The organism is Pseudomonas sp. FSL L8-0168 (assembly GCF_037976155.1).
In the GTDB taxonomy this organism is placed as follows: Bacteria; Pseudomonadota; Gammaproteobacteria; order Pseudomonadales; family Pseudomonadaceae; genus Aquipseudomonas; species Aquipseudomonas paracarnis.
Genome location: NZ_CP150262.1, coordinates 5,421,239 through 5,444,601 on the forward strand (window position 1 = coordinate 5,421,239; position 23,363 = coordinate 5,444,601).

Annotated in this window: 21 protein-coding genes and 1 pseudogene; 13 read left to right on the top strand and 9 right to left on the bottom strand. The window is 60.2% G+C overall.

Annotation, left to right across the window (positions count from 1 at the left end; translation table 11 throughout):
- Nucleotides 1–22: 22 nt before the first annotated feature.
- Nucleotides 23–952 (top strand): zinc ABC transporter substrate-binding protein, encoded by a 930-nt coding sequence (locus MHH62_RS25010; protein WP_003187364.1) that lies wholly within the window; start codon nucleotides 23–25, stop codon nucleotides 950–952.
- A gap of 107 nt (nucleotides 953–1,059) precedes the next feature.
- Here MHH62_RS25010 and MHH62_RS25015 read toward each other — a convergent pair whose 3' ends face one another.
- Both MHH62_RS25015 and MHH62_RS25020 read right to left on the bottom strand, forming a co-directional pair.
- Nucleotides 1,060–2,013, bottom strand: a complete 954-nt coding sequence (locus tag MHH62_RS25015) for a homoserine kinase (RefSeq protein ID WP_014716337.1) — start codon at nucleotides 2,011–2,013, stop codon at nucleotides 1,060–1,062.
- Nucleotides 2,014–2,069: 56 nt separating this feature from the next.
- Nucleotides 2,070–2,360 (bottom strand): DUF2782 domain-containing protein, encoded by a 291-nt coding sequence (locus MHH62_RS25020; RefSeq protein WP_014716338.1) that lies wholly within the window; start codon nucleotides 2,358–2,360, stop codon nucleotides 2,070–2,072.
- Nucleotides 2,361–2,434: 74 nt separating this feature from the next.
- Here MHH62_RS25020 and polA point away from each other — a divergent pair, with 74 nt between their 5' ends.
- A complete protein-coding gene (gene polA, locus MHH62_RS25025; protein ID WP_054920911.1) occupies nucleotides 2,435–5,230 on the top strand; it encodes a DNA polymerase I in 2,796 nt (931 codons plus the stop codon).
- A gap of 271 nt (nucleotides 5,231–5,501) precedes the next feature.
- On the opposite strand, the gene yihA is transcribed toward polA, so the two are convergent.
- Nucleotides 5,502–6,143 carry a ribosome biogenesis GTP-binding protein YihA/YsxC gene (yihA, locus tag MHH62_RS25030; protein WP_003187369.1) on the bottom strand — a complete coding sequence of 214 codons (642 nt, stop codon included), beginning with the start codon at nucleotides 6,141–6,143 and terminating at the stop codon, nucleotides 5,502–5,504.
- 192 nt (nucleotides 6,144–6,335) lie between these two features.
- Here yihA and MHH62_RS25035 point away from each other — a divergent pair.
- The 6 genes and pseudogenes from MHH62_RS25035 (at nucleotide 6,336) to MHH62_RS25060 (ending at nucleotide 11,818) form a co-directional block, all read left to right on the top strand.
- Nucleotides 6,336–6,543 (top strand): annotated as a pseudogene (locus tag MHH62_RS25035) (cytochrome).
- 33 nt (nucleotides 6,544–6,576) lie between these two features.
- Nucleotides 6,577–7,203, top strand: coding sequence for a cytochrome c4 (locus MHH62_RS25040; RefSeq protein WP_014716340.1), 627 nt, complete (start codon nucleotides 6,577–6,579; stop codon nucleotides 7,201–7,203).
- 167 nt (nucleotides 7,204–7,370) lie between these two features.
- Entirely contained in the window at nucleotides 7,371–8,006 is a 636-nt protein-coding gene (gene dsbA / locus MHH62_RS25045; protein ID WP_014716341.1) for a thiol:disulfide interchange protein DsbA, read from the top strand.
- 10 nt (nucleotides 8,007–8,016) lie between these two features.
- A complete protein-coding gene (locus MHH62_RS25050; RefSeq protein WP_003187377.1) occupies nucleotides 8,017–8,895 on the top strand; it encodes an endonuclease/exonuclease/phosphatase family protein in 879 nt (292 codons plus the stop codon).
- Complete coding sequence (locus tag MHH62_RS25055) at nucleotides 8,892–10,952, top strand: diguanylate cyclase (RefSeq protein WP_014716343.1); 2,061 nt, start codon at nucleotides 8,892–8,894, stop codon at nucleotides 10,950–10,952. Before MHH62_RS25050 ends, MHH62_RS25055 begins: the two co-directional genes overlap by 4 nt.
- An 89-nt stretch (nucleotides 10,953–11,041) precedes the next feature.
- Entirely contained in the window at nucleotides 11,042–11,818 is a 777-nt protein-coding gene (locus MHH62_RS25060; RefSeq protein WP_014716344.1) for an N-acetylmuramoyl-L-alanine amidase, read from the top strand.
- A gap of 32 nt (nucleotides 11,819–11,850) precedes the next feature.
- Here MHH62_RS25060 and MHH62_RS25065 read toward each other — a convergent pair whose 3' ends face one another.
- A complete protein-coding gene (locus MHH62_RS25065; RefSeq protein WP_038448375.1) occupies nucleotides 11,851–13,638 on the bottom strand; it encodes an ATP-binding protein in 1,788 nt (595 codons plus the stop codon).
- A 10-nt stretch (nucleotides 13,639–13,648) separates the two neighbouring features.
- Nucleotides 13,649–14,995, bottom strand: coding sequence for a sigma-54-dependent response regulator transcription factor AlgB (gene algB, locus MHH62_RS25070; RefSeq protein ID WP_014716346.1), 1,347 nt, complete (start codon nucleotides 14,993–14,995; stop codon nucleotides 13,649–13,651).
- A gap of 389 nt (nucleotides 14,996–15,384) precedes the next feature.
- Here algB and MHH62_RS25075 point away from each other — a divergent pair, with 389 nt between their 5' ends.
- From MHH62_RS25075 to MHH62_RS25095, 5 genes are all read left to right on the top strand, one after another.
- Nucleotides 15,385–15,669: a hypothetical protein gene (locus MHH62_RS25075; protein WP_014716347.1), complete on the top strand. Its 285-nt coding sequence runs from the start codon at nucleotides 15,385–15,387 to the stop codon at nucleotides 15,667–15,669.
- Nucleotides 15,670–15,746: 77 nt separating this feature from the next.
- Nucleotides 15,747–15,911: a DUF1328 domain-containing protein gene (locus tag MHH62_RS25080; protein WP_003187386.1), complete on the top strand. Its 165-nt coding sequence runs from the start codon at nucleotides 15,747–15,749 to the stop codon at nucleotides 15,909–15,911.
- Between the two features lie 2 nt (nucleotides 15,912–15,913).
- The gene (locus MHH62_RS25085; RefSeq protein ID WP_014716348.1) at nucleotides 15,914–16,381 is read left to right on the top strand and encodes an inhibitor of vertebrate lysozyme family protein; all 468 of its coding nucleotides are present in this window, start codon (nucleotides 15,914–15,916) and stop codon (nucleotides 16,379–16,381) included.
- A gap of 712 nt (nucleotides 16,382–17,093) precedes the next feature.
- Nucleotides 17,094–18,425, top strand: a complete 1,332-nt coding sequence (gene gltP, locus MHH62_RS25090) for a glutamate/aspartate:proton symporter GltP (RefSeq protein ID WP_003187390.1) — start codon at nucleotides 17,094–17,096, stop codon at nucleotides 18,423–18,425.
- A 97-nt stretch (nucleotides 18,426–18,522) separates the two neighbouring features.
- Nucleotides 18,523–19,752 carry a spore maturation protein gene (locus tag MHH62_RS25095; RefSeq protein ID WP_014716349.1) on the top strand — a complete coding sequence of 410 codons (1,230 nt, stop codon included), beginning with the start codon at nucleotides 18,523–18,525 and terminating at the stop codon, nucleotides 19,750–19,752.
- A 92-nt stretch (nucleotides 19,753–19,844) separates the two neighbouring features.
- Here the strand turns inward: MHH62_RS25095 and lptE are convergent, their stop codons facing one another.
- From lptE to MHH62_RS25115, 4 genes are read right to left on the bottom strand one after another with little or no spacing between them, the layout of a single operon-like run.
- Entirely contained in the window at nucleotides 19,845–20,456 is a 612-nt protein-coding gene (gene lptE, locus MHH62_RS25100; protein WP_102665870.1) for an LPS assembly lipoprotein LptE, read from the bottom strand.
- Nucleotides 20,453–21,391, bottom strand: a complete 939-nt coding sequence (locus MHH62_RS25105) for an MlaD family protein (protein ID WP_003187394.1) — start codon at nucleotides 21,389–21,391, stop codon at nucleotides 20,453–20,455. Before MHH62_RS25105 ends, lptE begins: the two co-directional genes overlap by 4 nt.
- Nucleotide 21,392: 1 nt before the next feature.
- Nucleotides 21,393–22,196 (bottom strand): ATP-binding cassette domain-containing protein, encoded by an 804-nt coding sequence (locus tag MHH62_RS25110; RefSeq protein WP_014716351.1) that lies wholly within the window; start codon nucleotides 22,194–22,196, stop codon nucleotides 21,393–21,395.
- Nucleotides 22,193–23,341 carry an ABC transporter permease gene (locus tag MHH62_RS25115; RefSeq protein WP_198832892.1) on the bottom strand — a complete coding sequence of 383 codons (1,149 nt, stop codon included), beginning with the start codon at nucleotides 23,339–23,341 and terminating at the stop codon, nucleotides 22,193–22,195. The genes MHH62_RS25110 and MHH62_RS25115 overlap by 4 nt, the downstream gene beginning before the upstream one ends.
- Nucleotides 23,342–23,363: the final 22 nt, after the last annotated feature.

Genomic DNA, 23,363 nt, shown 5'->3' on the forward strand with positions numbered 1-23,363 from the left:
TTACCCGTTCCTACGCCATCGAGTGGTCATCGTGTCCCGACTTTTTCCCGTTTTTGTCGTATTTGTCACCAGTTTGTTCGTTGCGGGTGCCGCTCAGGCCGAGGTCAAGGTACTGACGAGCATCAAGCCGTTGCAACTGATTGCCGCTGCCGTGCAGGACGGCGTGGCTGTTCCAGAGGTATTGCTGCCGCCGGGGGCGTCGCCGCACAACTTCGCTTTACGCCCATCCGACGTACGGCGTGTGCAGTCGGTGGACCTGCTGTACTGGATCGGGCCGGACATGGAAACGTTTTTGCCGCGTGTGCTCAAAGGCCGTACGGCGCCAACGGTGGCCGTGCAGGACCTGCCAGGCATGAAACTGCGCATCTTCGGCGAAGATAGCCATTCACATGCCGATGAAGCCGACGAACATGACCATGATCACCGCCCAGGCAGTGTGGATGCGCACCTGTGGCTGTCCACGGTCAATGCACGTGTGATCGCCGCTCGGATGGCGGCCGATCTGAGCGCTGCCGACCCAGCCAATGCCGAGCGTTATCAGAGCAATGCGAAGGCCTTCGAAGAACGCCTGAACGCGCTGGATGCGCGCCTGAAGCAGCGTTTGGCGGGCGTTGATGGCAAACCATACTTCGTGTTCCACGAAGCCTTTGATTACTTCGAAGAGGCGTACGGTTTGAAGCATGCTGGCGTGTTCAGCGTGGCCGCCGAAGTGCAGCCGGGCGCGCAGCACGTAGCGGCGATGCGCGCGCGTTTGCAGGAAGTGGGCAAGACTTGCGTGTTTAGCGAGCCGCCGTTGCGACCTCGCTTGGCCGAAACCCTGGTGGCCGGGTTGCCGGTGAAGTTGGCGGAATTGGATGCGTTGGGTGGCTATACGCCGGCTACCGCGCAGGGTTATGAGCAGGTGCTGGAAAAACTCGGCAATGATCTGGCCGGTTGCCTGGAGTCGCTCTAACAGGTAACACAAAACTCCTGTGGGAGCGGGCTTGCCCGCGATAGCGTTGGCTCAGTTGATACCGCTATCGCAGGCAAGCCAGCTCCCACATTGACCGAGTCGGTCTTTTAAAGCGCGAACGGTAGGTGGAGCGTGACCTGCTGACGCTGCGCTAGGCGATGCTCGAACTCAGCCGGGTCGTGAATCAACACATCCTGCCCGGCAAATGACTCGGCCGCGATCAGCCGGGACAGCCAGAACCGTACGCACGCCACGCGCAGCATGGTCGGCCATAGCTCGGCTTCCTTCGCGGTAAACGCTCGTAGCCCCGCGTAAGCGCCCAGCAGCGCCCGGGCACGGTGACCGTCAATCACGCCATCGGCATCCGAGCACCAGTCATTCAAGGCGATTGCCACGTCGTAGAGCATCGGCCCCGAACAGGCGTTGTAGAAGTCGATCAGGCCCGTCAGGTGCGTGCCTTCAAACATCGCGTTATCGCGAAACAGATCGGCGTGCACATTCGCTCGTGGCAGGCCGAGGATGTCAGCCTTGTGAGCGTCGATCTCGGCCAGCGCATCGCGCAACAGGCGTTGCTGGGCCTCGTTGAGGTGCGAAATAAGCTGCGCGCCCTCGCTGAGCATCCACGCCAGGCCGCGGTCGGTCTTGCGTTCAAGTACCTTTTCGCCCTGGGTGGCCAAGTGCAGGTGGCCGAGCAGTTCGCCAACCTGGGCGCAATGCTGCGCATTGGCCTCCTTGATGTGCTTGCCCGCCAGGCGCGGTTGCAGCAAGGCCGGTTTGCCCTTGAGTTCGCGCAAAGCGATACCGTCGGTGGTACGCAGGGCGTACGGCACAGGCAGGTCGGCGTCGTGGAGCACGTCAAGCAGTTCGATGAAGAACGGCATTTCTGCCACCGGGCCACGCTCAACCAGGGTCAGGACGAATTCACCCTGTTCCAGGCTGATAAAGAAATTGGTGTTTTCGCTGCCGGCGGCAATCCCCTGGAAATCAAGCAGGCGGCCGAGCCCGTAAGGGGCGAGAAAGGTTTCCAGCTCGGGCCGAGCCAGGGGGGTGAACACAGACATGGTTAAAACTGCCGTTACGGGCGCTGCGGTGGGCAGCGCCGGTTAAAATTAAGAAATCATTTCCATTCGAAGATCTTCCATGACGGGATCAGCATATCCGGCTGGTCAGAGCGGATGAAGTTCGCGTCGGTGCCGTCCGCACGTACCAGAAAGTACGGTGGTGCGCCCTTCGGGGTGACTTTGATTGCGTACAGAAAGCCGTTTTGGCGGTATTCCTGGATGGTTTTGTCGCCTTCCGTGCGAATGGTAACTTCCGGATCACCTCCAGGGGCACTGTCTGCCGCCGTGGCAGCCATCGGAGCGAGTGCAATCAAACCGGTCAACAGCAGGCGATTGAATGTACGCATGATAACCTTGTCCCTTTGTTTTCATTGGTCCGGCTATTCTAGCGCCTGACCCGCCGAAAAGGTTGATCCTGCTCATGAGCCAAGCGCCCCTCGTCCTGGTGGACGGTTCTTCTTATCTGTACCGCGCCTTCCACGCGCTGCCACCGCTGACCACCTCCAAAGGCCTGCCCACCGGTGCGGTCAAGGGCGTGTTGAACATGCTCAAAAGCCTGCGCAAGCAGTACCCGGACAGCCCATTTGCCGTGGTTTTCGACGCCAAGGGTGGGACGTTTCGCGATGAGATGTACGCCGAATACAAAGCCAACCGCCCGAGCATGCCCGATGACATGCGCCTGCAGATCGAGCCGCTGCATCAAAGCGTGATCGCTCTTGGCTTCCCGTTGCTGTGCGTCGAGGGCGTTGAGGCCGATGACGTGATCGGCACTCTGGCCCGCAGCAGCGCGGCCGCCAGCCGCCCGGTGGTGATCTCGACCGGTGACAAAGACATGGCGCAGTTGGTGGACGGCCACATTACCTTGGTCAACACCATGACCGGTAGCTCGATGGACATCGAGGGCGTTAAGGAGAAATTCGGTGTCGCTCCGGAGCAGATCATCGATTATCTGGCGTTGATGGGGGATTCGTCCGACAACATTCCCGGCGTTCCGGGCATTGGCCCCAAGACCGCCTCCGGCTTGCTGGTAGGGGTCAATGGCGGCCTCAAAGAGCTTTATGAGCAGCTGGATATTGTGCCGACCCTGCCTATCCGTGGGGCCAAGACCCTGCCGGCCAAGTTGGAAGAGCATAAGGAGATGGCATTCCTGTCTTATCAGTTGGCGACGATCAAGATCGATGTGCCGCTGGATATCGGGTTGGATGATTTGCACCTGATCGAACCGGATCGCGAAAAGCTGCTGGAGCTGTACACGCTGCTTGAGTTCAAAAGCTGGTACGACGAGATCCAGCGCGATGCCAAGCGTGTCGAGCTCAAATCGGCGAGCGAAGTTGCGCCTGCCGCCGAAATGCCGGTCGAGGCTGTTATATCGGTACCGGTAGAGGCCGTTTACACCACCATTCTGGACCAGGCCACCTTCGACGTGTGGCTGAAAAAACTCCACGATGCGCCGTTGTTTGCTTTCGACACCGAAACCACCGGCATCGACGCCCAGCAGGCGCAATTGGTCGGGGTCTCGTTTGCTGTGCAGCCTCATGAAGCCGCCTACATCCCGCTGACCCATTCCTATATCGGCGCGCCGGATCAATTGGATCGCGACACCGTGCTGCTGGCCCTGAAACCGCTGCTGGAAGACCCGACCAAACTCAAGGTGGGCCAGCACGCCAAGTTCGATATGAACATCCTGGCCAACTGCGCCATTGGCGGCGACCCTGCCCAGGGCATTACCGTGCGCGGCATCGCCTTCGACACCATGCTCGAATCCTACGTGCTCAATTCCACCGCGACGCGGCACGATATGGACAGTCTGGCGAAGAAGTACCTGGACCACGACACGGTCAGCTTCCAAGACATCGCCGGCAAAGGTGCAAAGCAACTCACGTTCGACCAGATCGCCCTTGAGCAAGCCGGCCCCTACGCGGCCGAAGATGCCGACGTGACCTTGCGCCTGCATCAGCACTTGTACGCGCAACTGGCCGCGATCCCGAGCCTGGCCAGTGTGCTGACGGACATCGAGATCCCGCTGGTGCCGGTGCTGGCACGCATCGAGCGCCAGGGCGCACTGGTAGACAAGGACCTGCTCGGCATCCAGAGCATCGAGTTGGGTAACAAGATGGTCGAGCTGGAGCGCCAGGCGTACGAGATCGCCGGTGAAGAATTCAACCTGGGTTCGCCCAAGCAGCTCGGGGCGATCCTGTACGAGAAGCTCGGCATGCCGGTGCTGAAGAAAACCGGCAAGGGCCAGGCATCCACGGCTGAGGAAGTACTGGCCAAACTGGCCGAGGATGATTTCCCGCTGCCCAAGGTACTGATGCAGTACCGCAGCATGAGCAAGCTCAAAAGTACCTATACCGACCGCCTGCCGGAACAGATCAACCCGCGTACCGGGCGTATTCATACGTCCTACCATCAGGCCGTCGCGGCGACCGGGCGCTTGTCCTCCAGCGATCCGAACCTGCAGAACATCCCGGTGCGCACCGCCGAGGGGCGGCGCATTCGCCAGGCGTTTGTCGCGCCCAAGGGCTACAAGCTGCTAGCGGCGGACTATTCGCAGATCGAGCTGCGGATCATGGCGCATTTGTCCAAGGACGAAGGCTTGATGAACGCCTTCCGCAATGACCTGGACGTGCATACGGCCACGGCGGCCGAAGTGTTCAAGGTCGAGTTGAATGAGGTCACGTCCAACCAGCGCCGCAGCGCCAAGGCGATCAACTTCGGCCTGATTTACGGCATGGGCGCCCAGAAGCTGGGTAAGGACATCGGCGTCGATACCAAGACCGCCAAGGCTTACATCGATGTGTACTTCGCCCGCTACCCAGGGGTGCGCGAATACATGGAGCGCACCCGCGCCCAGGCGGCGGATCAGGGGTATGTCGAAACGTTCTTCGGACGACGGCTGTACTTGCCGGATATCAACTCCAACAAGCCCCAAGAGCGCGCGGCGGCCGAGCGCACGGCGATCAACGCGCCGATGCAGGGCACGGCGGCGGACATCATCAAGAAAGCCATGGTGCAGGTGGATAACTGGCTGACCGAGTCGGGCCTGGATGCCAAGGTTATCCTTCAAGTGCACGACGAATTGGTGCTGGAGGTGCGTGAAGACCTGGTCGCGCAGGTCAGTGAGAAGATTCGCGAGCATATGAGCGCGGCGGCGCAGTTGGACGTGCCTTTGGTGGTGGACGTAGGCGTAGGCGATAACTGGGACGAGGCGCACTGATTCTGCGGCTTTGCCATCATCGCGAGTGGTGGCGAAGCGGTTTAGAGCGCAAACGGGGGTCAGTTATTTCCAATAGTTTTTTGAGCCTGTCGGAACTTAACCTGTGAACTGCCACTCAGAGTTACTGAATGGGTGGTGAAGCCCTTCAATGCTCCTATGTTGTGTTAAGTGTTGGCAGATAATTCCGGACCCCGCCCTAGCGGTCCGGAACTTGAACCCCGAACTTCCCCTCCCCAAAAGAAGTCCGGGGTTTTTTTTGCCCGCAGAAAAGTTATTCGGCGATTTCTGCGCCCTTGTCCGCCAATTCCATCCAGCCGGCCAGTACGGTGTAGGCTTCTTCCAGGCCCATGCGCTTGGGGGCGGAGAACAGTTGAATCGTGATGGTATCGCCCCAGCCCTTACGGATTTCGGACTGCACTTTGAGCAGGGTGTTCTTGGCTGCGCCGTAGGTGAGCTTGTCGGCCTTGGTCAGCAAAATGTGCATCGGCATGCCGCTGGCGACAGCCCAGTCGAGCATCAGCAAGTCGAAGTCGGTCATTGGATGACGGATATCCATCATCAGAATCAAACCCTTCAAACTCTCGCGACCACCCAGGTAAGCCTCAAGGTGACGCTGCCAGTGCAGCTTCAGCGGGATAGGTACTTTCGCATAACCGTAGCCCGGCAGGTCGACCAGACGCCGATCATCGTCTAGCTTGAAGAAATTGAGTAGTTGCGTGCGGCCCGGGGTTTTCGAGGTGCGCGCCAGGCTGGCGTGAGTCAGGGTGTTCAGTGCGCTGGATTTACCGGCGTTGGAACGGCCGGCAAAGGCGACTTCAAAGCCCTCGTCATCGGGGCATTGGTCCACTTTGGCGGCGCTGAGCATGAAGGTGGACTGTTGGCACAGGCCGAGGATGGGGTTCTTGAGTTGCATGAGATTTCCGATGTGGGCGGTGCCGAGAAAGGGTGCGGCAAGCGGTGTCGTTTCCGTTTCAGTAGCGCCAGTATATAATGCCGCAGATTTTGTGTGTGCTTTGTCCCAGCGAAGGATGAGGTTCACGGGAGCGAAAGACCTTTATTGCGCATTAGAACGCAAAACGCTCTCAAACCCTGAATAGGTCGATGTATGGACCGACGGTTGCTCGCTTCTGCTGCCCTGATTCCGCTTTACGGCGCTCAGGCTACACAGGATCAACCGAGTTTGCATGGTCAGGCTGACGCAGTGCGTGACCCAGGGTTTCAAGGCAATGCCGCCGCGTGGTTTGTGCATGGACTGCAGTACTGAGGATTACCAGGCCGTCATTGATTTGATGGTGAGTAAACCCGGTAGATAACTCTTAAACCCTTAGCCGTAGTTGGATTAGCTGATGAACAAACTGATCGTGAGTCTGCTGTTGACCTTGGGCATCACAGGCGCTGCCGTCGCTGCAGAGGGCCCCGTCAAAGGTGATGCCACTGCCGGTCAAGCGAAGGCCGCCGTGTGTGGTGCCTGCCACGGGCCGGATGGTAACAGCCCGGCGCCGAACTTCCCCAAACTGGCCGGCCAGGGTGAACGTTACCTGAGCAAGCAGATGCACGACATCAAGGACGGCAAGCGCACGGTGCTGGAAATGACCGGCCTGCTGACCAATCTCAACGATCAGGACCTGGCGGACCTCGCGGCGTATTTTGCCAGCCAGAAGGGCAGCGTGGGAGCTGCCGACCCTAAACTGGTCGCCCGCGGAGAGCAGTTGTTCCGTGGCGGTAACCTGGAAAAAGGCTTACCTGCCTGCACCGGTTGCCACTCGCCCAATGGTGCAGGCAACGCTGCCGCAGGCTTCCCGCACCTGAGCGGCCAGCACGCCACCTACATCGCCAAGCAGTTGACCGACTTTCGCAAAGAAGAAGCCGGCCGGGCCAACGATGGGGACGCCATGACCATGCGCACCATCGCTCGCAAGCTGAGCGACGAAGACATCGCAGCCCTCTCCAGTTATATCCAGGGCCTGCACTGACGGGGCTGGGCGTTAACGCTCGATTAATCCCGCGATGCAAGCATAAAAAGGGTGGCTCAGGCCGCCCTTTTTTGTGGCCGCTGCCGTTACACTAACGAACTCATGTCCGCGTAGACCTGTCACAACAAAGGTCGCGTGAGGCGACTTTATTTGTCCAGGAGTAAAGCATGCGTAATCTGATCCTCAGCGCCGCTCTCGTCACTGCCAGCCTCTTCGGCATGACCGCACAAGCTGCCGATGTGCCGCTTGAAGCCGGTAAAACCTATGTTGAGCTGTCTAATCCGGTTCCGGTTGCGGTACCCGGCAAGATCGAGGTGGTGGAGCTGTTCTGGTACGGTTGCCCGCATTGCTACGCGTTCGAGCCGACTATCAACCCATGGGCTGAAAAGCTGCCCAAGGACGTTAACTTCCGTCGCATTCCCGCCATGTTCGGTGGCCCATGGGACGCCCACGGCCAACTGTTCCTGACCCTGGAAGCCATGGGTGTTGAGCACAAGGTCCACAACGCCGTCTTCGAAGCGATCCAGAAACAGGGCAAGCGCCTGACCAAACCGGACGAAATGGCTGACTTCGTTGCTACTCAAGGTGTCGACAAGGACAAGTTCCTGGCGACCTTCAACTCTTTCGCTATCCAGGGCCAGATCAAACAGGCCAAGGAACTCGCGCAGAAGTACGGCGTGCAAGGCGTTCCCACGCTGATCGTCAACGGCAAATACCGTTTCGACCTGGGCAGCACCGGTGGTCCTGAAGCGACCCTCAACGTTGCTGACCAACTGATTGCCAAAGAACGCGCTGCCAAGTAAGGGGCTCGCCATGCGCCGCTGGGGTACCGAGCGTGTCGTTGGCCTGCATGAACCGCAGGTCAACGAGCATCACCTGGAGTCCACAGGCCTGCCGGCAGATAGCCGCTTGCGCCTGCTCAGTTTCAATATCCAGGTGGGCAACAGTACCGAGAAGTATCGGCATTACCTCACGCGTGGCTGGCAGCACCTGCTGCCCCACAAGGGGCGTACCGGTAACCTGCAGAAAATCGGCGACCTGCTCAGCGACTTCGACTTGGTCGCGCTGCAGGAAGCCGACGGCGGCAGCCTGCGCTCCGGCTATATCAACCAGGTGGAACACCTGGCTCAGCTGGGCGCCTTCCCGTACTGGTATCAGCAACTCAACCGCAACCTGGGGCGCCTGGCGCAGCACAGCAATGGCGTACTCAGCCGCCTCAAACCCACGGCTATCGAAGATCACCCCTTGCCAGGCCCCAAAGGGCGCGGGGCGATCCTTGTGCGTTTTGGCGAAGGCCCGGAAGCCTTGGTGGTGGTGATGATGCACCTGGCCCTCGGGGGGCGTACGCGCAACCTGCAACTGGCTTATGTGCGTGAATTGATTGGCAACTACAAGCACCAGGTGCTCATGGGTGACATGAACACCCATGCCAACGACCTGCTGCAGAATTCTCCGCTGCGCGACCTGGGGTTACTGGCGCCGCAAGTCGAAGCCACGTTTCCCAGCTGGCGCCCGCAGCGCTGTCTTGACCATATCCTGCTCAGCCCAAGCCTCACACTGGAAAGTGTGCAAGTGCTGGCGCAGCCCATTTCCGATCACCTGCCGGTCGCGGTAGAGATTCGTCTGCCGGGTTCGCTCACGGCTGATGCATTACCCGCGTTGAGCCCAGGCCCTCGCGGACCCCTTGCATGAGCGACGACGCCCAGCGCTGGAAAGAGAAATACCTCCAGAGCATCGAGCAACAAGACAAACTCGAACGCCGCTGGGCTGCCCGCCTCGATTTGCTGCGCCGCGGGCTGGTGCGCAGCACGCTGGCCGCCGAAGGCACCGACCGAGCTGTCGACCAATGCATGAAGGAAATGCGCGATGTCGTGCGCACGGACGACATGGATGCTGCCCTCGCCGCTTTACTGCCACGCCTGGAAAAGGCCGTGCTGGATTCGGAGCAGCGCCGCGAAACCCGCGTCGACCAGATCAGCGCCGCGCTCACCGCCTTGGTCACCCAGTTGCAAAAGCTGCCGCTGCCCCGCGAGGTGGCTCGTCCGCTGAAAACCTTCGCCAAGCAACTCGATGGTCGCGTGGCGCAAGCGCGGGAGATACCGCTGCTGCTCAGTGAGCTGAGCAGCCTGCAGGGGCAGGCGCTGAATAATCTGGAGCCTGAAGGCGAACCCGCACGCCCAGGCCCGGGTCTGTTGCAACGCCTGTTCGGTAGTAAAGAGGCCGCCAGTGAAGCGCTCCCGGTTGACGCGGAGCCACTGCCGGCAGCGCAATTGGCACCGCCAAAGCCTGCAGCGCCCACACCCGCGCCCGAACCGGAAGAACCTGCGCAATCGGAAGAATTGACCCAAGCCTTGCGTGCCTTTGCACCGCTGTCACCTACGCCCGTGGCCTTGAAGCCTGCGCCTGTTGCAGCGGCCGGAGGGCAAGAGGTCGCCAGCGACACGCCGTTATTCGACGCTCCAGAGCTGCCGTCGATTGCGGCGCCTGCGCAATTATCTGAACCCGACGTGCAGGCGCCTCCGGTTGCGGAGCCTGCTCAAGAAAGCGCACTCGCCGCCTTTATCGAACCGCCGCCGGTTCCAGTCGAAACGCCGGATGAAACCACCATCGGCAGCCTGTCGCTGCCCCCTGTGCTGGAAGGTCCCGAGCCCGACGAACTGCAACCGGACGGCACCTACGCCCTGCCTGATTCGCCTGAACCGTCCTATAGTTCGGTGGCCAAGCACATTGAAGGCACTTTGCTCGGCCTGCTGGAAGACCTTTCCCTGCCTGAACGTCACCAGCCCCAGGCCGAGGCGATGCGTGAACGTCTCGCCCATGGTTTGAATTGGTACGAACTGCTGCCGATCCTGGATGACCTGGCCGTGCTGATGCTGGCGGTCACCGACAGTGGCCAGCATGAGTTCGAGGCTTATCTCAAGCAGCTCAACGAGCGTCTCGAGGCATTCCAGGGTCATCTGCAGGTCGCCAGCGAGGGCCACGCCGACAGCAGCCTGGCCGCGCGGGAGTTGGACACGCAGATTCGCGAGCAGGTCGACGGCCTGCAAAGCAGCGTGCAGGACGCCGCCGACCTGGACAGCCTCAAGCAGGTGCTCGAAAGCCATCTTGAAGGCTTGCTCGGCACCATGGATGAACACCAGCAACAGCGTGACCTGCGCGAACAGGAAGTGGCCGCACGCCTCAAAGGTCTGGCTGAACGCGTGGCCCATATGGAGCAGGAGGCCCAGGGCTACCGCGAGCACCTGGAGGTACAACGCCAGAAGGCCTTGCTCGATCCGCTCACCGGGTTGCCCAACCGTGCGGCGTGGAGCGAACGCCTCGATTACGAAGTCAACGCCTGGCATCAGCGCGGTAACAGCCTGTCGCTGGCCATGCTCGACCTGGACCACTTCAAACGCATCAACGACGGCTACGGTCACCTGGCAGGGGACAAAGTCTTGAAGATCATCGCCAATGTGCTGAGCAAGCGCCTGCGGCCGACGGACTTCATCGCGCGTTTCGGAGGTGAAGAGTTTGTGCTGCTAATGCCCGACTCGGCCTTGGCGGATGCCTTGGCCGTAGGTGAAGTATTGCGTGAGGCTATTGCAGCGTGCCCGTTCCACTTCAAGGGTGAGCCGGTAACGATCACGGTGTCCATGGGCGTGGCGCAGTTTCAACCCGGCGAGCGCAGTGACCTAGCGCTCAAGCGTGCCGATGAAGCGCTCTACAGGGCAAAAGCTGCGGGACGTAATCAGGTGCAGGCGGCATAAAAGATGTTCCATTTTGTAATTTGACCGCTTGGCCGTGAGCCGTACGTTACACTGTTGCATTATCGTCTTTCAGTGTAATGCCTCTCGCCATGAAATCCTTGTATATCGCTTTAGCGTTTCTTCTGCTCGCCGGCTGCGCCAGTGGCCCGCGCCTGAACACCAGCCATCCTTCGGTTAACCACGACAACCGCGTGCAGTTCGTTGTGGTGCATTACACCTCGACCAACCTTGAACGTTCCCTGGCGCTGTTGACCCATGGCCAGGTCAGCAGTCATTACCTGATCGGCGACGACGCCTCCGGCACCATCTACAAGCTGGTGGATGAAAGCCAGCGCGCCTGGCACGCGGGGGAAAGCGAGTGGATGGGGCGCACCTGGCTCAATTCCAGCTCCATCGGCATCGAGATCGTCAACCCAGGGTTCAGTGATACTCCCACGGGGCGTGTGTGGTACCCGTATTCCGAAGCGCAGGTGCAGTCGCTGATCGTGCTGCTCAAGGACATCAGCAAGCGCAATGGCATCGACCCCAAGAACATCATCGGGCACAGCGACATCGCCCCACTGCGCAAGCTGGACCCAGGCCCGTTGTTCCCTTGGAAACGCTTGGCGGCAGAAGGTCTGGCCGTGTGGCCGGATGCCCAGGCAGTGGCCCGGTTCCAGGTGCAGTACGCCGCGCAGTTACCAAGCATTACCTGGTTCCAGGAAGAGCTGGCGCGCCTGGGCTACCAGACGCCGCAGACTGGCGAGTTGGATGTGGCCACGCGGCACGTCATCGCCGCGTTCCAGATGCGCTTCCGGCCATCGCTGTTTGATGGCACTCCGGATGCTGAAAGTGCCGCAATCCTGCGGGCCTTGAATCACCGCTGATGGTGTACAGGTAGGAGCGAGCAAGCTCTCTCCTACAGGGGTAATGCCATATAGAACTGCGTACCCTGCCCCGGCCGCGAGTACACACCCATGCGGCCGCCGTGCAATTGCACGATTTCCTTGCACAGTGCCAAGCCCAGGCCCGCACCGCCCTTCTTGCGGCCCACCTGTACAAAGGGTTCGAAGATCCGCCCTTGCTGGCCGTAGGCAATGCCTTCGCCGTTATCCTCGACGCTGATAATCACCCGCTCACCATGCCGTCGTGCCTGCAGACGAATCTGCCCGCCTTCGGCGGTGTGGCGCAGGGCATTACCCAGCAGGTTGTCGAGCACCCGCTCCAGTTGCACTTGGTCGGCATACAGCCGTGGCAATTCAGGTTGAGCTTCTACCAGCAACTCAATGTGCTGGGCGTTCGCAGGCTCAGCAAATCGGGCCCGTGCGTGCTCCAGCAAGTCGGTGACATCGCACGTGCCCAAGGTGAGTTTTTGCAGGCCGTTCTGATAGCGCGAGAAGTTGAGCAGGTCATTGATCAACTGCATCAGGCGCTGCATCTCTTCATTGACCGTATCCAGCAGGTCCGCCTCGCGGGAGTCCGGTGGGAACTTGGCCCGCTCACGGAACAAGCCGAAGGCCATGTGCATGCCGGTAACCGGGGTGCGCAGCTCATGGGAGGCGCGCAACACGAACTCGCTGCGCACCCGTTCGAAGGCGCGCTGTTCCGTCACGTCATGCAGCACCATCACGGCCCCGAGAATGTGCCCCTGTGTATGGCTAACCGGGGTCAGGCTGTAGGTCAGCAGGCGTAACTCACCCTCGACTTCCACCTCCAGATCATCCGGGGCCCGCTCCAGGTTGCCGCCGCGTAGCACCAGTTGCAGCTGTTCATCCATTTCCGCGCGACCCATGGCTTCGCCAAGCCCTTGACCCAGCCGCTCCTCATCCCAGCCCAATTGGCGCTGCGCCACAGGGTTGAGGTGCTCCAGGCAGCCTTGGCGATCAATCATCAACAGGCCGTCATCGATACTGTCGAGCACCGCTTGCAGGCGCTGCTGGCCGGCCAGCAGCTCATCGATGTTAGTGGCCTGATGTTGGCGCAACGCTTCGGCCATGATGCCGAAACGGCGGGTCAGCAGGTTCATTTCCGCTGCGGAGGAGATCGGCAGCGTGACTTCAAAGTCGCCCTGCCCGATCTTGTCGGCGGCCTTGGCCAGGGCCTCGATGGGACCACCGAAACGCCGGGCGATGCCATGGGCCGTGACGAAACCGATGATCAGCACCGCGAGCCCCACCAGCCCGAGCAGGCCCGCTATCAACAACGCGCGCTCACGGGATTTATGCTCACTGGTACTGATATTTTCCAGCGCCCGCTTGTGTTCGGCAATCAAGCCGTTGCGCAGTATGTTGAAGGTTTCGGTGAGCCTTTCCTTGCTGCCCGCAGGCGGTGATGCCTGTTGGGATTGGTCAAACGCATTGAGCAGATTCTGGTAATCCGAGCGTGCCTGGCTGAAACCATGGTTTTTGCCGTCGACCTGTTCATGGGCGATGCCCTGGTCCAACAGATCGAAATAATGCTGCTTTGAGGCTTGCAGGGCGTCTGGGTCGGGACGCTTCTCCAGCATCATGATCAACTGGTCGCCCAGGCTCTGACGCAACTTGAGCCCCAGGTCCAGGGTGATGAAATTACTGCGGATCAACGATTCCTGGGTCTTGGCCATTTGCATGACGCTGACCAAGCCCAGGATCAACCCCAGCAAAGCCACGGTAATCAACGCTGAGATGCTCAGGAATAACCGGGTGCGCAGTTTCATCGCGAGCTTCATAAAGTCCTGTTCAAAGGTTGTACTGCTTGCGTTTGCGGTACAGCGTCGACGCATCGATGCCGAGTGTGCGGGCCGCTTGGTCCAGCGTGTCGCTGGTCGCAAGTACGGCGCCGATATGAGCCTTTTCCAGCTCGTCCAGGCTCAAAGCCGCTCCGATACGCGGTGCATTGTTGGCCGGTTGCTCGGCCATCCCCAGGTGGCTGATCTCCACCTTTTCCTGAGGGCAGATGATGCTGGCGCGTTCCACCACGTTACGCAGTTCGCGGATGTTGCCGGGCCAGCGATAGTTGAGTAGCGCTTCGCGGGCATTATCACTGAAGCCGCGTGCCGGGCGTGCGTATTCCTTGACGAAGCGGGCAAGGAAGCGGTCAGCCAGGGTCAGGATGTCTTCACTGCGTTCGCGCAGCGGCGGCAAGTGCAAGGTGATGACATTCAGGCGGTAGAGCAAGTCTTCACGGAACCGGCCATCGCGCACCATGTCTTCCAGGTTCAGGTTGGTGGCTGCGAGGATGCGCACGTCGGCGCGGCGAGTGACCGGGTCGCCCACGCGCTCATACTCTTTGTCCTGGATAAACCGCAGCAACTTGGGTTGCAACGTGAGGGGGAAATCGCCGATCTCGTCGAGAAACAGCGTGCCGCCGTCCGCCTGATTCACTCGGCCCAAGGTGCTTTCACTGGCGCCGGTGAACGCGCCACGGCTGTGGCCGAACAGTTCGCTTTCCATTAGTTCGGCGGTCAGTGAGGGGCAGTTGATGGTCACGCAGGACTTCTTCGAGCGTTTGCTCCAGCCATGTATCGCCCGGGCCAACTCACCTTTACCGGTGCCGGACTCGCCGAGGATCAAGATGTTGGCGTCCGTTCCGGCCACCTGCCGCGCGGTTTCCAACACCACCATCATGGCCGGACTATGGGAGTCGAGGCCGTCTTTGGGCTGGCGCACTTCGCCTTCCAGTGCTTCCAACCGCGCTGAGAGCTGACGCACTTCCAGTTGCTTGGCGGTAGCCAAGCGCAGTTGGTCTGGGCTGCAAGGTTTGACCAGGTAGTCGGCGGCGCCAGCCTGGATGGCGTCCACGGCGGTATCCACAGCCGAATGGGCGGTCACAATCACCACGCGCATCCACGGAGCCTGCACGCGCATCTGGGCCAGCACGTCCAGGCCATTGTCCTCGCCCAGCCGCAGGTCGAGGAAGCACAGGTCGAACACCTGACGCTGCATCAGGGCATCGGCCTGTGCGGCGCTGTTCGCGGTGGCGACGGTGTAGCCCTCATCTTCCAGGCAATAGCGGAAGGTGCGCAGGATCGCGGATTCGTCATCCACTAAAAGAATGCGGCCTTGAAGTTCCTTGGCTGAATCCATCTGTCCCGCACTCCTTAACTATAAATGTGATGGTGTTTAGTCCCGGAATAATCGGGCAAGTTGCATGGTTTATTCTGATTCATAAAAGGCTTCTTCGTGCAGCTATCTGCGCGCCTTCCTACAGACGTGGTTTGCGGACATTTTAAGGCCTTATTGCTCTTCGACCCTTCGATGTGCGCGCCAAGTGTCTGGTTCCGTCTACTGGGCATCGTGCATTTCGCACGGCCTATACCGAGGCATCGTGCAGGATGCTAGGCGATGATTCCATCGATCAAGTATAACTTATTGATTTTATTAGGTTTTATTTTGCAATAAAGCTGGCATGCACTCTGCAATATCTCCCCCAAGAGCGTCATGAACGAATAATCAGAATGCGGGAGTAATGCTGTATGACTCGCCAAAGCTTCAGCCAATTGCGTGTATCGCCGCTGCGCTTGCAGCAGGGCCTGTTCGCCAGCCTGGCGTTGATGGTCACGTTGATTGCCGGCCAGCAGTTGCAGCATTGGCAGGAGCGTGCGCAGCCAGCCCCGCAATTTGAACGTCCCGTCATGACCCAGACCCATTTCCGTTCCATTGGCAGCGCCAGCGCCGATGTGACTGCCCCGCAATTGAGCCTGGTAGATCAGGGTTCCACTCTGGACGAACTGCCGGCCCATGACCGTTGGGTGTTCTAGGCAAAAAACGTCGCTTATGTTGAGCGACTGCACGGCATCACCGCTGTTACCCCTATAGAAGCATAAGGAGAATCACCATGTTGAGTTGGGCAATCACATTTCTGATCATCGCCATTGTGGCCGCAGTCCTGGGCTTCGGTGGTATCGCGGGCACCGCCACCGGCATCGCCAAGATCCTGTTTGTGGTCTTCCTGGTGATGTTTATCGCTTCGTTCTTCTTTGGTCGCAAAGGCCGAGGTTGAATATGGTCAGCCTGCCTTTTAAAGCCCTTGCTGCTGCCCTGCTGTTGGGCGGCAGTGGCCTTGCCTTGGCCGCCAATGACGGCCAATCCCGGGCTAACGAATTGCTCAGCGCGGATCCGCAGTACCGTGAAACCTGGCAAGACGTGGTGAAGAAAGAGGAACGCCTGCCCGAATGGGTGATGAACCTGTCGGGCACGGCCGAGCAAATGAATGCCGTTGAGGAAGATGGCGACAAGTATTTGGTCGGGCCGCTCTGCGAAACCGCAGACACCTGCCTGAACAAGCGCCTGATCGTCGCCTTCAGCCTCGACAAGGAAGATGCCTACGCCATGTTGGTGGAAGTCCCGGCTGGTTTGCCAGCGGACAAGTCGCCGACACGGCACGCCGATTACCGTTTTCTCGGTAAGCCGGACGAGGGTATGCAAAAGCTGCTGATGGAGCAGCTCAAGAAAGACCCGAATTGGTACTAGGTTCCGTCTGACGGAGCTGGCGTCCATAGAAGGAAGCCCTTGTGCTTCTTTCTGTTTGCATCGCTCCTTGAGTGATGCATGACCAGGGGGCCGGGTTGCTCTGATCGATCAGGATCGGCGTGACCTACGGGTACAGGGAGTACCTGCGCAAGGGCCGGGTCAGGCGAAAAGCTGCGACGCAAGTTCACAAGACCTCAAGCTTGCTGAACTTGCGGCGGGCTTACGACTCTCATCCCCGCGTTTCATGCCGCTCATAGCCGCCGTTTTGCTTTTTGCCTCTGGCCAACCATTACCGGGTATGTCGGTGTGACCATCTATCGAGAATTTTTCCTCGGCGCTATAGGATCTTTCTGGCGCTAGGTGATGGATTTCTCAGACATTTCTGCCAATCAATCCGAGTCGTCCAGTATCTCTGCGCGAGCCTGATTTAGCCGCTCAACGGCATATTCACCCGCCGGAATGGCAGATACGAACTGACCGTTTGGACAAATTATTTCAAAAAAAGCCATGCCGATTCGGCATGGGGTAGGCGTTTACGGCATTAGACGTCGCTCCCTTGCATGGGAATAGTTGCGCCTTTTTTCGCCTGCCAGTAAGCCATTTCGGCCACGCTGCGGTGACCTTCCATGGAGGCAGATGCACACACTTTTTCGCTTTCGAGCGTTGCAGCTGGCGCATTTGCCGTAAGTCCACTTGAAGCAAGGGTAATGACATGAAGAAGGCAAAGCTAAGCCTCGCCTGGCAGATCCTCATCGGTTTGGTACTGGGCATTGCAATCGGTGCAGTACTCAACCATTTCAGTGCTGAAAAGGCCTGGTGGATCAGCAATGTGTTGCAGCCGGCGGGCGATATCTTTATCCGCCTGATCAAGATGATCGTGATCCCGATTGTGATTTCTTCGCTGATCGTCGGTATCGCCGGTGTAGGCGACGCGAAAAAGCTCGGTCGTATCGGCGTCAAAACCATCCTCTACTTCGAAATCGTCACCACCATCGCCATCGTGGTGGGCCTGTTGCTCGCCAACCTGTTCCACCCAGGCGCTGGCATCGACATGAGTACCCTGGGTACCGTGGATATCTCCAAGTACCAGGCGACTGCCGCCGAAGTGCAGCATGAACATGCGTTCATCGAAACCATCCTCAACCTGATCCCCTCGAACATCTTCGCCGCTGTTGCCCGTGGCGAGATGCTGCCGATCATCTTCTTCTCGGTGCTGTTCGGCCTGGGGCTGTCGAGCCTCAAGCCTGAGCTGCGCGAGCCGCTGGTGACCATGTTCCAGGGCGTGTCCGAGAGTATGTTCAAAGTCACCCACATGATCATGAAGTACGCCCCTATCGGTGTATTCGCGCTGATCGCGGTGACGGTCGCCAACTTCGGCTTCGCCTCGCTGCTGCCGCTGGCCAAGCTGGTGATCCTGGTTTACGTCGCGATCCTGTTCTTCGCCTTCGCGGTCCTGGGTTTGATCGCCCGCCTGTTCGGCTTCTCGATCCTCAAGCTGATCCGCATCTTCAAAGATGAGTTGGTATTGGCTTACTCCACCGCCAGCTCCGAAACCGTGCTGCCGCGTGTGATCGAAAAGATGGAAGCCTACGGCGCGCCGAAAGCGATCTGCAGCTTCGTGGTGCCGACCGGTTATTCGTTCAACCTCGACGGTTCGACCCTGTACCAGAGCATCGCAGCAATCTTCATTGCCCAGCTGTATGGCATCGACCTGTCGATCGGCCAGCAATTGATGTTGGTACTGACCCTGATGGTGACCTCCAAAGGCATCGCCGGCGTGCCGGGCGTGTCCTTCGTGGTGTTGCTGGCGACGCTGGGCAGCGTGGGCATCCCACTGGAAGGCTTGGCGTTTATCGCCGGTGTCGACCGTGTGATGGACATGGCGCGTACCGCTCTGAACGTGATCGGCAACGCCTTGGCCGTACTGGTTATCTCCCGTTGGGAAGGCATGTACGACGACGCCAAGGGCGAGCGCTATTGGAATTCCTTGCCGCACTGGCGCAGCAAGGAAGCCCTGCCTACGGCACAAGCCACCCGTAGCTGATTGCAGATTGATCGAAAACAAACCCCGGAGAATTCCGGGGTTTGTCGTTTCTGCCAGCCCCGTTATCATTCGCCCCATCTTTCGGGGGATTTATCTGATGCTCAATGGCCTGTGGCTTGGCTTCTTTGTCGTGGCAATGGTGTCAGCGCTGGCGCAATGGCTGGTGGGCGGTAACGCCGGGATCTTCGCGGCGATGGTCGAAAGCATTTTCGCCATGGCCAAATTATCGGTGGAAGTCATGGTGCTGCTGTTCGGTACCCTGACGTTATGGCTGGGCTTTCTGCGGATCGCCGAAAAAGCCGGGATCGTCGATTGGCTGGCCAAGGCCCTCGGCCCGCTGTTTCGCCGCCTGATGCCGGAAGTGCCCGCCGGGCACCCCGCGATCGGTTTGATCACCCTCAACTTTGCCGCCAACGGCCTGGGCCTGGACAACGCCGCCACGCCCATCGGCCTGAAAGCCATGAAGGCACTGCAAGAGCTCAACCCCATCCCCAATACGGCGACCAACGCTCAGATCCTGTTCCTGGTGCTCAACGCGTCCTCGCTGACGCTGTTGCCGGTGACTATCTTCATGTACCGCGCCCAGCAAGGCGCTGCGGACCCGACGCTGGTGTTCCTGCCGATCCTGCTGGCCACCAGCGCCTCGACGCTGGTGGGCCTGCTGTCGGTGGCGGTGATGCAGCGCCTGCGTTTGTGGGACCCGGTGGTGCTGGCCTATCTGATCCCCGGCGCGCTGGTACTGGGCGGCTTCATGGCGCTGCTGGCGACCCTGTCTGCCACAGCGCTGGCCGGTTTGTCGTCGATCCTGGGCAACCTCACGCTGTTTGGCTTGATCATGCTGTTCCTGGTGATCGGCGCGTTGCGCAAGGTCAAGGTGTACGAGGCCTTTGTCGAAGGCGCCAAGGAAGGCTTCGACGTGGCCAAGAACCTGTTGCCCTATCTGGTGGCGATGCTGTGCGCGGTTGGCGTGTTGCGTGCCTCGGGCGCCTTGGAGTTCGGCCTGGAAGGGATTCGTCATGTGGTGGCCTGGACGGGCCTGGATACGCGCTTTGTCGACGCGCTGCCGACCGCGATGGTCAAGCCGTTCTCCGGCAGCGCGGCGCGGGCGATGCTGATCGAGACCATGCAGACCCAGGGTGTGGACAGCTTCCCGGCCTTGGTGGCGGCGACGATTCAGGGCAGTACGGAAACCACTTTCTATGTGTTGGCGGTGTACTTTGGTTCGGTGGGGATCCAGCGGGCTCGGCATGCGGTGGGATGTGCGTTGTTCGCGGAGTTTGCTGGTGTGGTCGCGGCTATTTCGGTGTGCTACTGGTTTTTTGGTTAAGGCCACAATCGTTATCGCAGGCAAGCCAGCTCCCACATTTGACTGTGTTTACAAATCAAACTGTGGGAGCTGGCTTGCCTGCGATGAGGTCCTCAAGGTTTCAGTGCTGTATTGCCCTGACTCACCACCCAATCCACCACCTGCTTATTCAACTGATCCCCAGCCTGGCTAAAAGCAGCCACCACCGCTGGCACCTGGGTGTCACTCACCGGCTGCCTCACTTCAAACCGACGGCTGGCGATAATCCTTTGATCACGCCCACGCACCAATCGCGCGTCGAGGCGAATCACCACCTCCACCGTCTTGCCCCGATACTCGCTCTGAAACGCCTGCAACTGCCCGCCCAGTTCATAGTCGGCTTGCAGGTTGGTCTCGTCAGTGCTCAACAATGTCACGCGCCCGTCGCGCTGGAAGCCATCCAGCAGGCGATTACGCAGCAGCACCGGCGCCGGGTCACTCCAGCGCGAGTTCGCGTAGTTGCTGATCAAGTTGCCATCTGGCACCACGGCGATGCGCGGGCTGTCGAGAAACTCGCTGGTCTGCGGCTTGGTCACGCGCAGCGACCAACTCACCGGCGTGCCTTGGCTGGCCGGCTGGGTGGACGCCAGGCGGTACACGTCCGAAGGGTCCGGCTTGGGTAGGATCGAGCACGCGCTGACCAGTGCCAGGGCCATGGGGACGATCATGTGATACGCACGCTTCATGGCGTGAACTCCTTGTTCTTGTCGCTGCCCAGCAGGTAACCGCTGGGGTTGGCTTCCAGACGGCGGGAGATGGCGCGCAGCGAGCCGAGGGTTTCACGCAACTCGCGCACGGCTGGCGCCAGTTCGTTGAGGCCCTGCATGCCGCTGTTCACCGAGTCCTGGTTATTGGTCAGCAAGGTATTGATGGTGGCGGTGCTTTGCTCCAGGGATTTCATCGCCTGCTCGGCGCTGCCGAAGGCTTGCTTACCTTGTTCACTGAGCAAACCATTGGCGCTGCGCATCAGCACGGTGGTTTGCTCCAGCGCCGCGCCCGCCTGTTTGCTCACTTGCATCAATTGCTGCATCACCACCTTGATGTCGCCGCGTTGCTCGGCAATGGCGCCGGTGGTTTGTTGCAGGTTGTCCAGGGTGTTGCTCAGGCGTTCGACGTTTTCCCGCGAGAACAGGTGGTTGGCGTTGTGCAGCAGCAGGTTGACGCTGGTCATCAGGTCGTTGCTGTTATTGAGCAGGCGTGCGATAGGCGATGGCGACGCGATGATTTCCGGCAGGTTGCCGTCCTTGCCCTTGAGCTCCGGGCTCTGCGGGGTGCCGCCACTGAGCTGGATGATCGAGGTGCCGGTGATACCGGTCAGGGCCAGTTTGGCCTGGGTGTCTTCCTTGATTGGCGTTTGCCCGGCCAGGCGGATGCGCGCCAGGACGCGGCGTGGGTCTTTGGGGTCCAGGCGCAGGCTGATCACGTCGCCCACCTTGATGCCGCTGTACTGCACCGCACTGCCCTGGGACAGGCCGCTGACCGCTTCGTTGAAGATCACTTCGTAATCCTGGAAGGCGGTATCGACGCTGGACTTGGCCAGCCACAGGCCAAACAGCATCGCGCCGACCACCACAATTACGCTGAACAGTCCGATCATCACATGATGGGCTCGGGTTTCCATGTCATACCTCGTTGAGCGATTGAGCGGCATCCAATGCCGCGCGGCCCCGGGGGCCGTGGAAATATTCGTGAATCCAGGCGTCGTCCGTTTCCGAAACGACATCGATGGCGTCGGCCACCAGCACTTTCTTCTGCGCCAGCACCGCCACACGGTCGGTGATGGTGTACAGCGTGTCGAGGTCGTGGGTGACCAGGAACACACTCAAGCCCAGCGCATCGCGCAGGGTGAGGATCAGTTGGTCGAACTGCGCCGCGCCAATCGGGTCGAGACCGGCGGTGGGTTCGTCCAGGAACAGGATGTCCGGGTCCAAGGCCAGTGCGCGGGCCAGAGCTGCGCGCTTGATCATGCCGCCGGATAACGAGGCCGGGTATTTGTCGGCCGCCGACAGCGGCAACCCCGCCAGGGCCAGCTTGACCGCCGCCAGGTGCTCGGCATCGGCGCGGCTGAGGCCGGCGTGCTCGATCAATGGCAGAGCCACGTTCTCGGTCACCGTCAGCGAGGAAAACAGCGCGCCCTTCTGGAACAGTACGCCAAAGCGGCGTTCTACCAGTGAGCGTTCATGTTCAGGCAGGCTCGGCAGGTTTTTGCCGAACACCCGCACTTCGCCCTCGCTGGGGCGCCGCAGGCCAACGATGCTGCGCAACAACACGGATTTACCGCTGCCAGAGCCCCCCACCACCGCCAGGATCTCGCCCTTGTACAAATCCAGGTCGAGGTTCTCATGCACGCTTTGGCTGCCGAAACGGTTGCACAGGCCACGTACTTCAATCACCGCCTCAGTGGGCGCACGGTGTAGACGACTCACCAGCCCATCTCCATGAAGAACATCGCCGCGACCGCATCCAGCACGATCACCACAAAGATCGATTGCACCACGCTGGACGTGGTGTGCGCGCCGACCGACTCGGCACTGCCGCTGACTTTAAAACCTTCCAGGCAACCAATGGCCGCGATCAAAAACGCAAAGATCGGCGCCTTCACCATGCCCACCAGAAAGTGCTGCACGCCAATGTCCGATTGCAGCAGCGAAAGAAACATCGCTGGCGAAATATCCAGGGCCACCGCACACACCACACCACCGCCGACGATCCCCGAGAGCATCGCCAGGAAGGTCAGCATCGGCAACGCCACCAGCAGCGCCAACACGCGGGGCAATACCAACAGCTCCATAGGGTCCAGGCCCAGTGTGCGGATGGCGTCGATTTCTTCGTTGGCTTTCATGGAGCCGATTTGCGCGGTGAACGCACTGGCGGTACGGCCGGCGATGAGGATTGCGGTGAGCAATACGCCGAATTCACGCAGGAAGGAGAACGCCACCAGGTCCACGGTAAAGATCGTCGCGCCGAAGCTCTTGAGCACAGTGGCGCCGAGGAAGGCCACGACGGCGCCGACCAGAAAGGTCAGCAGAGCGACGATAGGCGCCGCATCCAGGCCGGTCTGTTCGATGTGGGCGACCACGGGCGTCAGGCGCCAGCGTTTGGGCCGCCAAATGCCGCGGGCGAAGGTTTCGAGGATCAGGCCGATAAAGCCCAACAGCTTCATTGCGTCTTGCCAGACCGTGTCTACTGCACGGCCGATGCGAGCCAACACTTGAATGCCGGCGGCCTCTTCCGGCTCTTTGATCGGTACGCAAAAGTCATTCAGGGAGCGGTAGACGGTCTTGAGCAGTGCACGGTCGGCGGCTGCCAGGGTGCAATCGGTCTGTTCGGCAGAGTGTTCGATGCGTGCAGGGCCCAGCAGCTCTACCAGCAGCGAGGCGCCGGCGGTATCCAGCGCGCCGAGGCCGTTGAGGTCAATGCGGGCGCCGGCGTCGTATTGGCCGTCGAGTGCGGCCGACAGCTTCTTCAGGTCGGCGTAGTGGGCCAGCGTCCAGTCGCCGGTAATCCGTAGCGAAGGCGGGGTGCTGGACGTATCTAGATGGGCCGCGCCGGCCGTCGTGCGAGTGGTCATAAGCTCCGAGCTTGTTTGGCTA

Coding starts and splice junctions, on each gene's coding strand:
- MHH62_RS25015 (WP_014716337.1), bottom strand. CDS start 2,013: ATGTCTGTGTTCACCCCCCTGGCTCGGCCCGAGCTGGAAACCTTTCTC.
- MHH62_RS25020 (WP_014716338.1), bottom strand. CDS start 2,360: ATGCGTACATTCAATCGCCTGCTGTTGACCGGTTTGATTGCACTCGCT.
- polA (WP_054920911.1), top strand. CDS start 2,435: ATGAGCCAAGCGCCCCTCGTCCTGGTGGACGGTTCTTCTTATCTGTAC.
- yihA (WP_003187369.1), bottom strand. CDS start 6,143: ATGCAACTCAAGAACCCCATCCTCGGCCTGTGCCAACAGTCCACCTTC.
- MHH62_RS25040 (WP_014716340.1), top strand. CDS start 6,577: ATGAACAAACTGATCGTGAGTCTGCTGTTGACCTTGGGCATCACAGGC.
- dsbA (WP_014716341.1), top strand. CDS start 7,371: ATGCGTAATCTGATCCTCAGCGCCGCTCTCGTCACTGCCAGCCTCTTC.
- MHH62_RS25050 (WP_003187377.1), top strand. CDS start 8,017: ATGCGCCGCTGGGGTACCGAGCGTGTCGTTGGCCTGCATGAACCGCAG.
- MHH62_RS25055 (WP_014716343.1), top strand. CDS start 8,892: ATGAGCGACGACGCCCAGCGCTGGAAAGAGAAATACCTCCAGAGCATC.
- MHH62_RS25060 (WP_014716344.1), top strand. CDS start 11,042: ATGAAATCCTTGTATATCGCTTTAGCGTTTCTTCTGCTCGCCGGCTGC.
- MHH62_RS25065 (WP_038448375.1), bottom strand. CDS start 13,638: ATGAAGCTCGCGATGAAACTGCGCACCCGGTTATTCCTGAGCATCTCA.
- algB (WP_014716346.1), bottom strand. CDS start 14,995: ATGGATTCAGCCAAGGAACTTCAAGGCCGCATTCTTTTAGTGGATGAC.
- MHH62_RS25075 (WP_014716347.1), top strand. CDS start 15,385: ATGACTCGCCAAAGCTTCAGCCAATTGCGTGTATCGCCGCTGCGCTTG.
- MHH62_RS25080 (WP_003187386.1), top strand. CDS start 15,747: ATGTTGAGTTGGGCAATCACATTTCTGATCATCGCCATTGTGGCCGCA.
- MHH62_RS25085 (WP_014716348.1), top strand. CDS start 15,914: ATGGTCAGCCTGCCTTTTAAAGCCCTTGCTGCTGCCCTGCTGTTGGGC.
- gltP (WP_003187390.1), top strand. CDS start 17,094: ATGAAGAAGGCAAAGCTAAGCCTCGCCTGGCAGATCCTCATCGGTTTG.
- MHH62_RS25095 (WP_014716349.1), top strand. CDS start 18,523: ATGCTCAATGGCCTGTGGCTTGGCTTCTTTGTCGTGGCAATGGTGTCA.
- lptE (WP_102665870.1), bottom strand. CDS start 20,456: ATGAAGCGTGCGTATCACATGATCGTCCCCATGGCCCTGGCACTGGTC.
- MHH62_RS25105 (WP_003187394.1), bottom strand. CDS start 21,391: ATGGAAACCCGAGCCCATCATGTGATGATCGGACTGTTCAGCGTAATT.
- MHH62_RS25115 (WP_198832892.1), bottom strand. CDS start 23,341: ATGACCACTCGCACGACGGCCGGCGCGGCCCATCTAGATACGTCCAGC.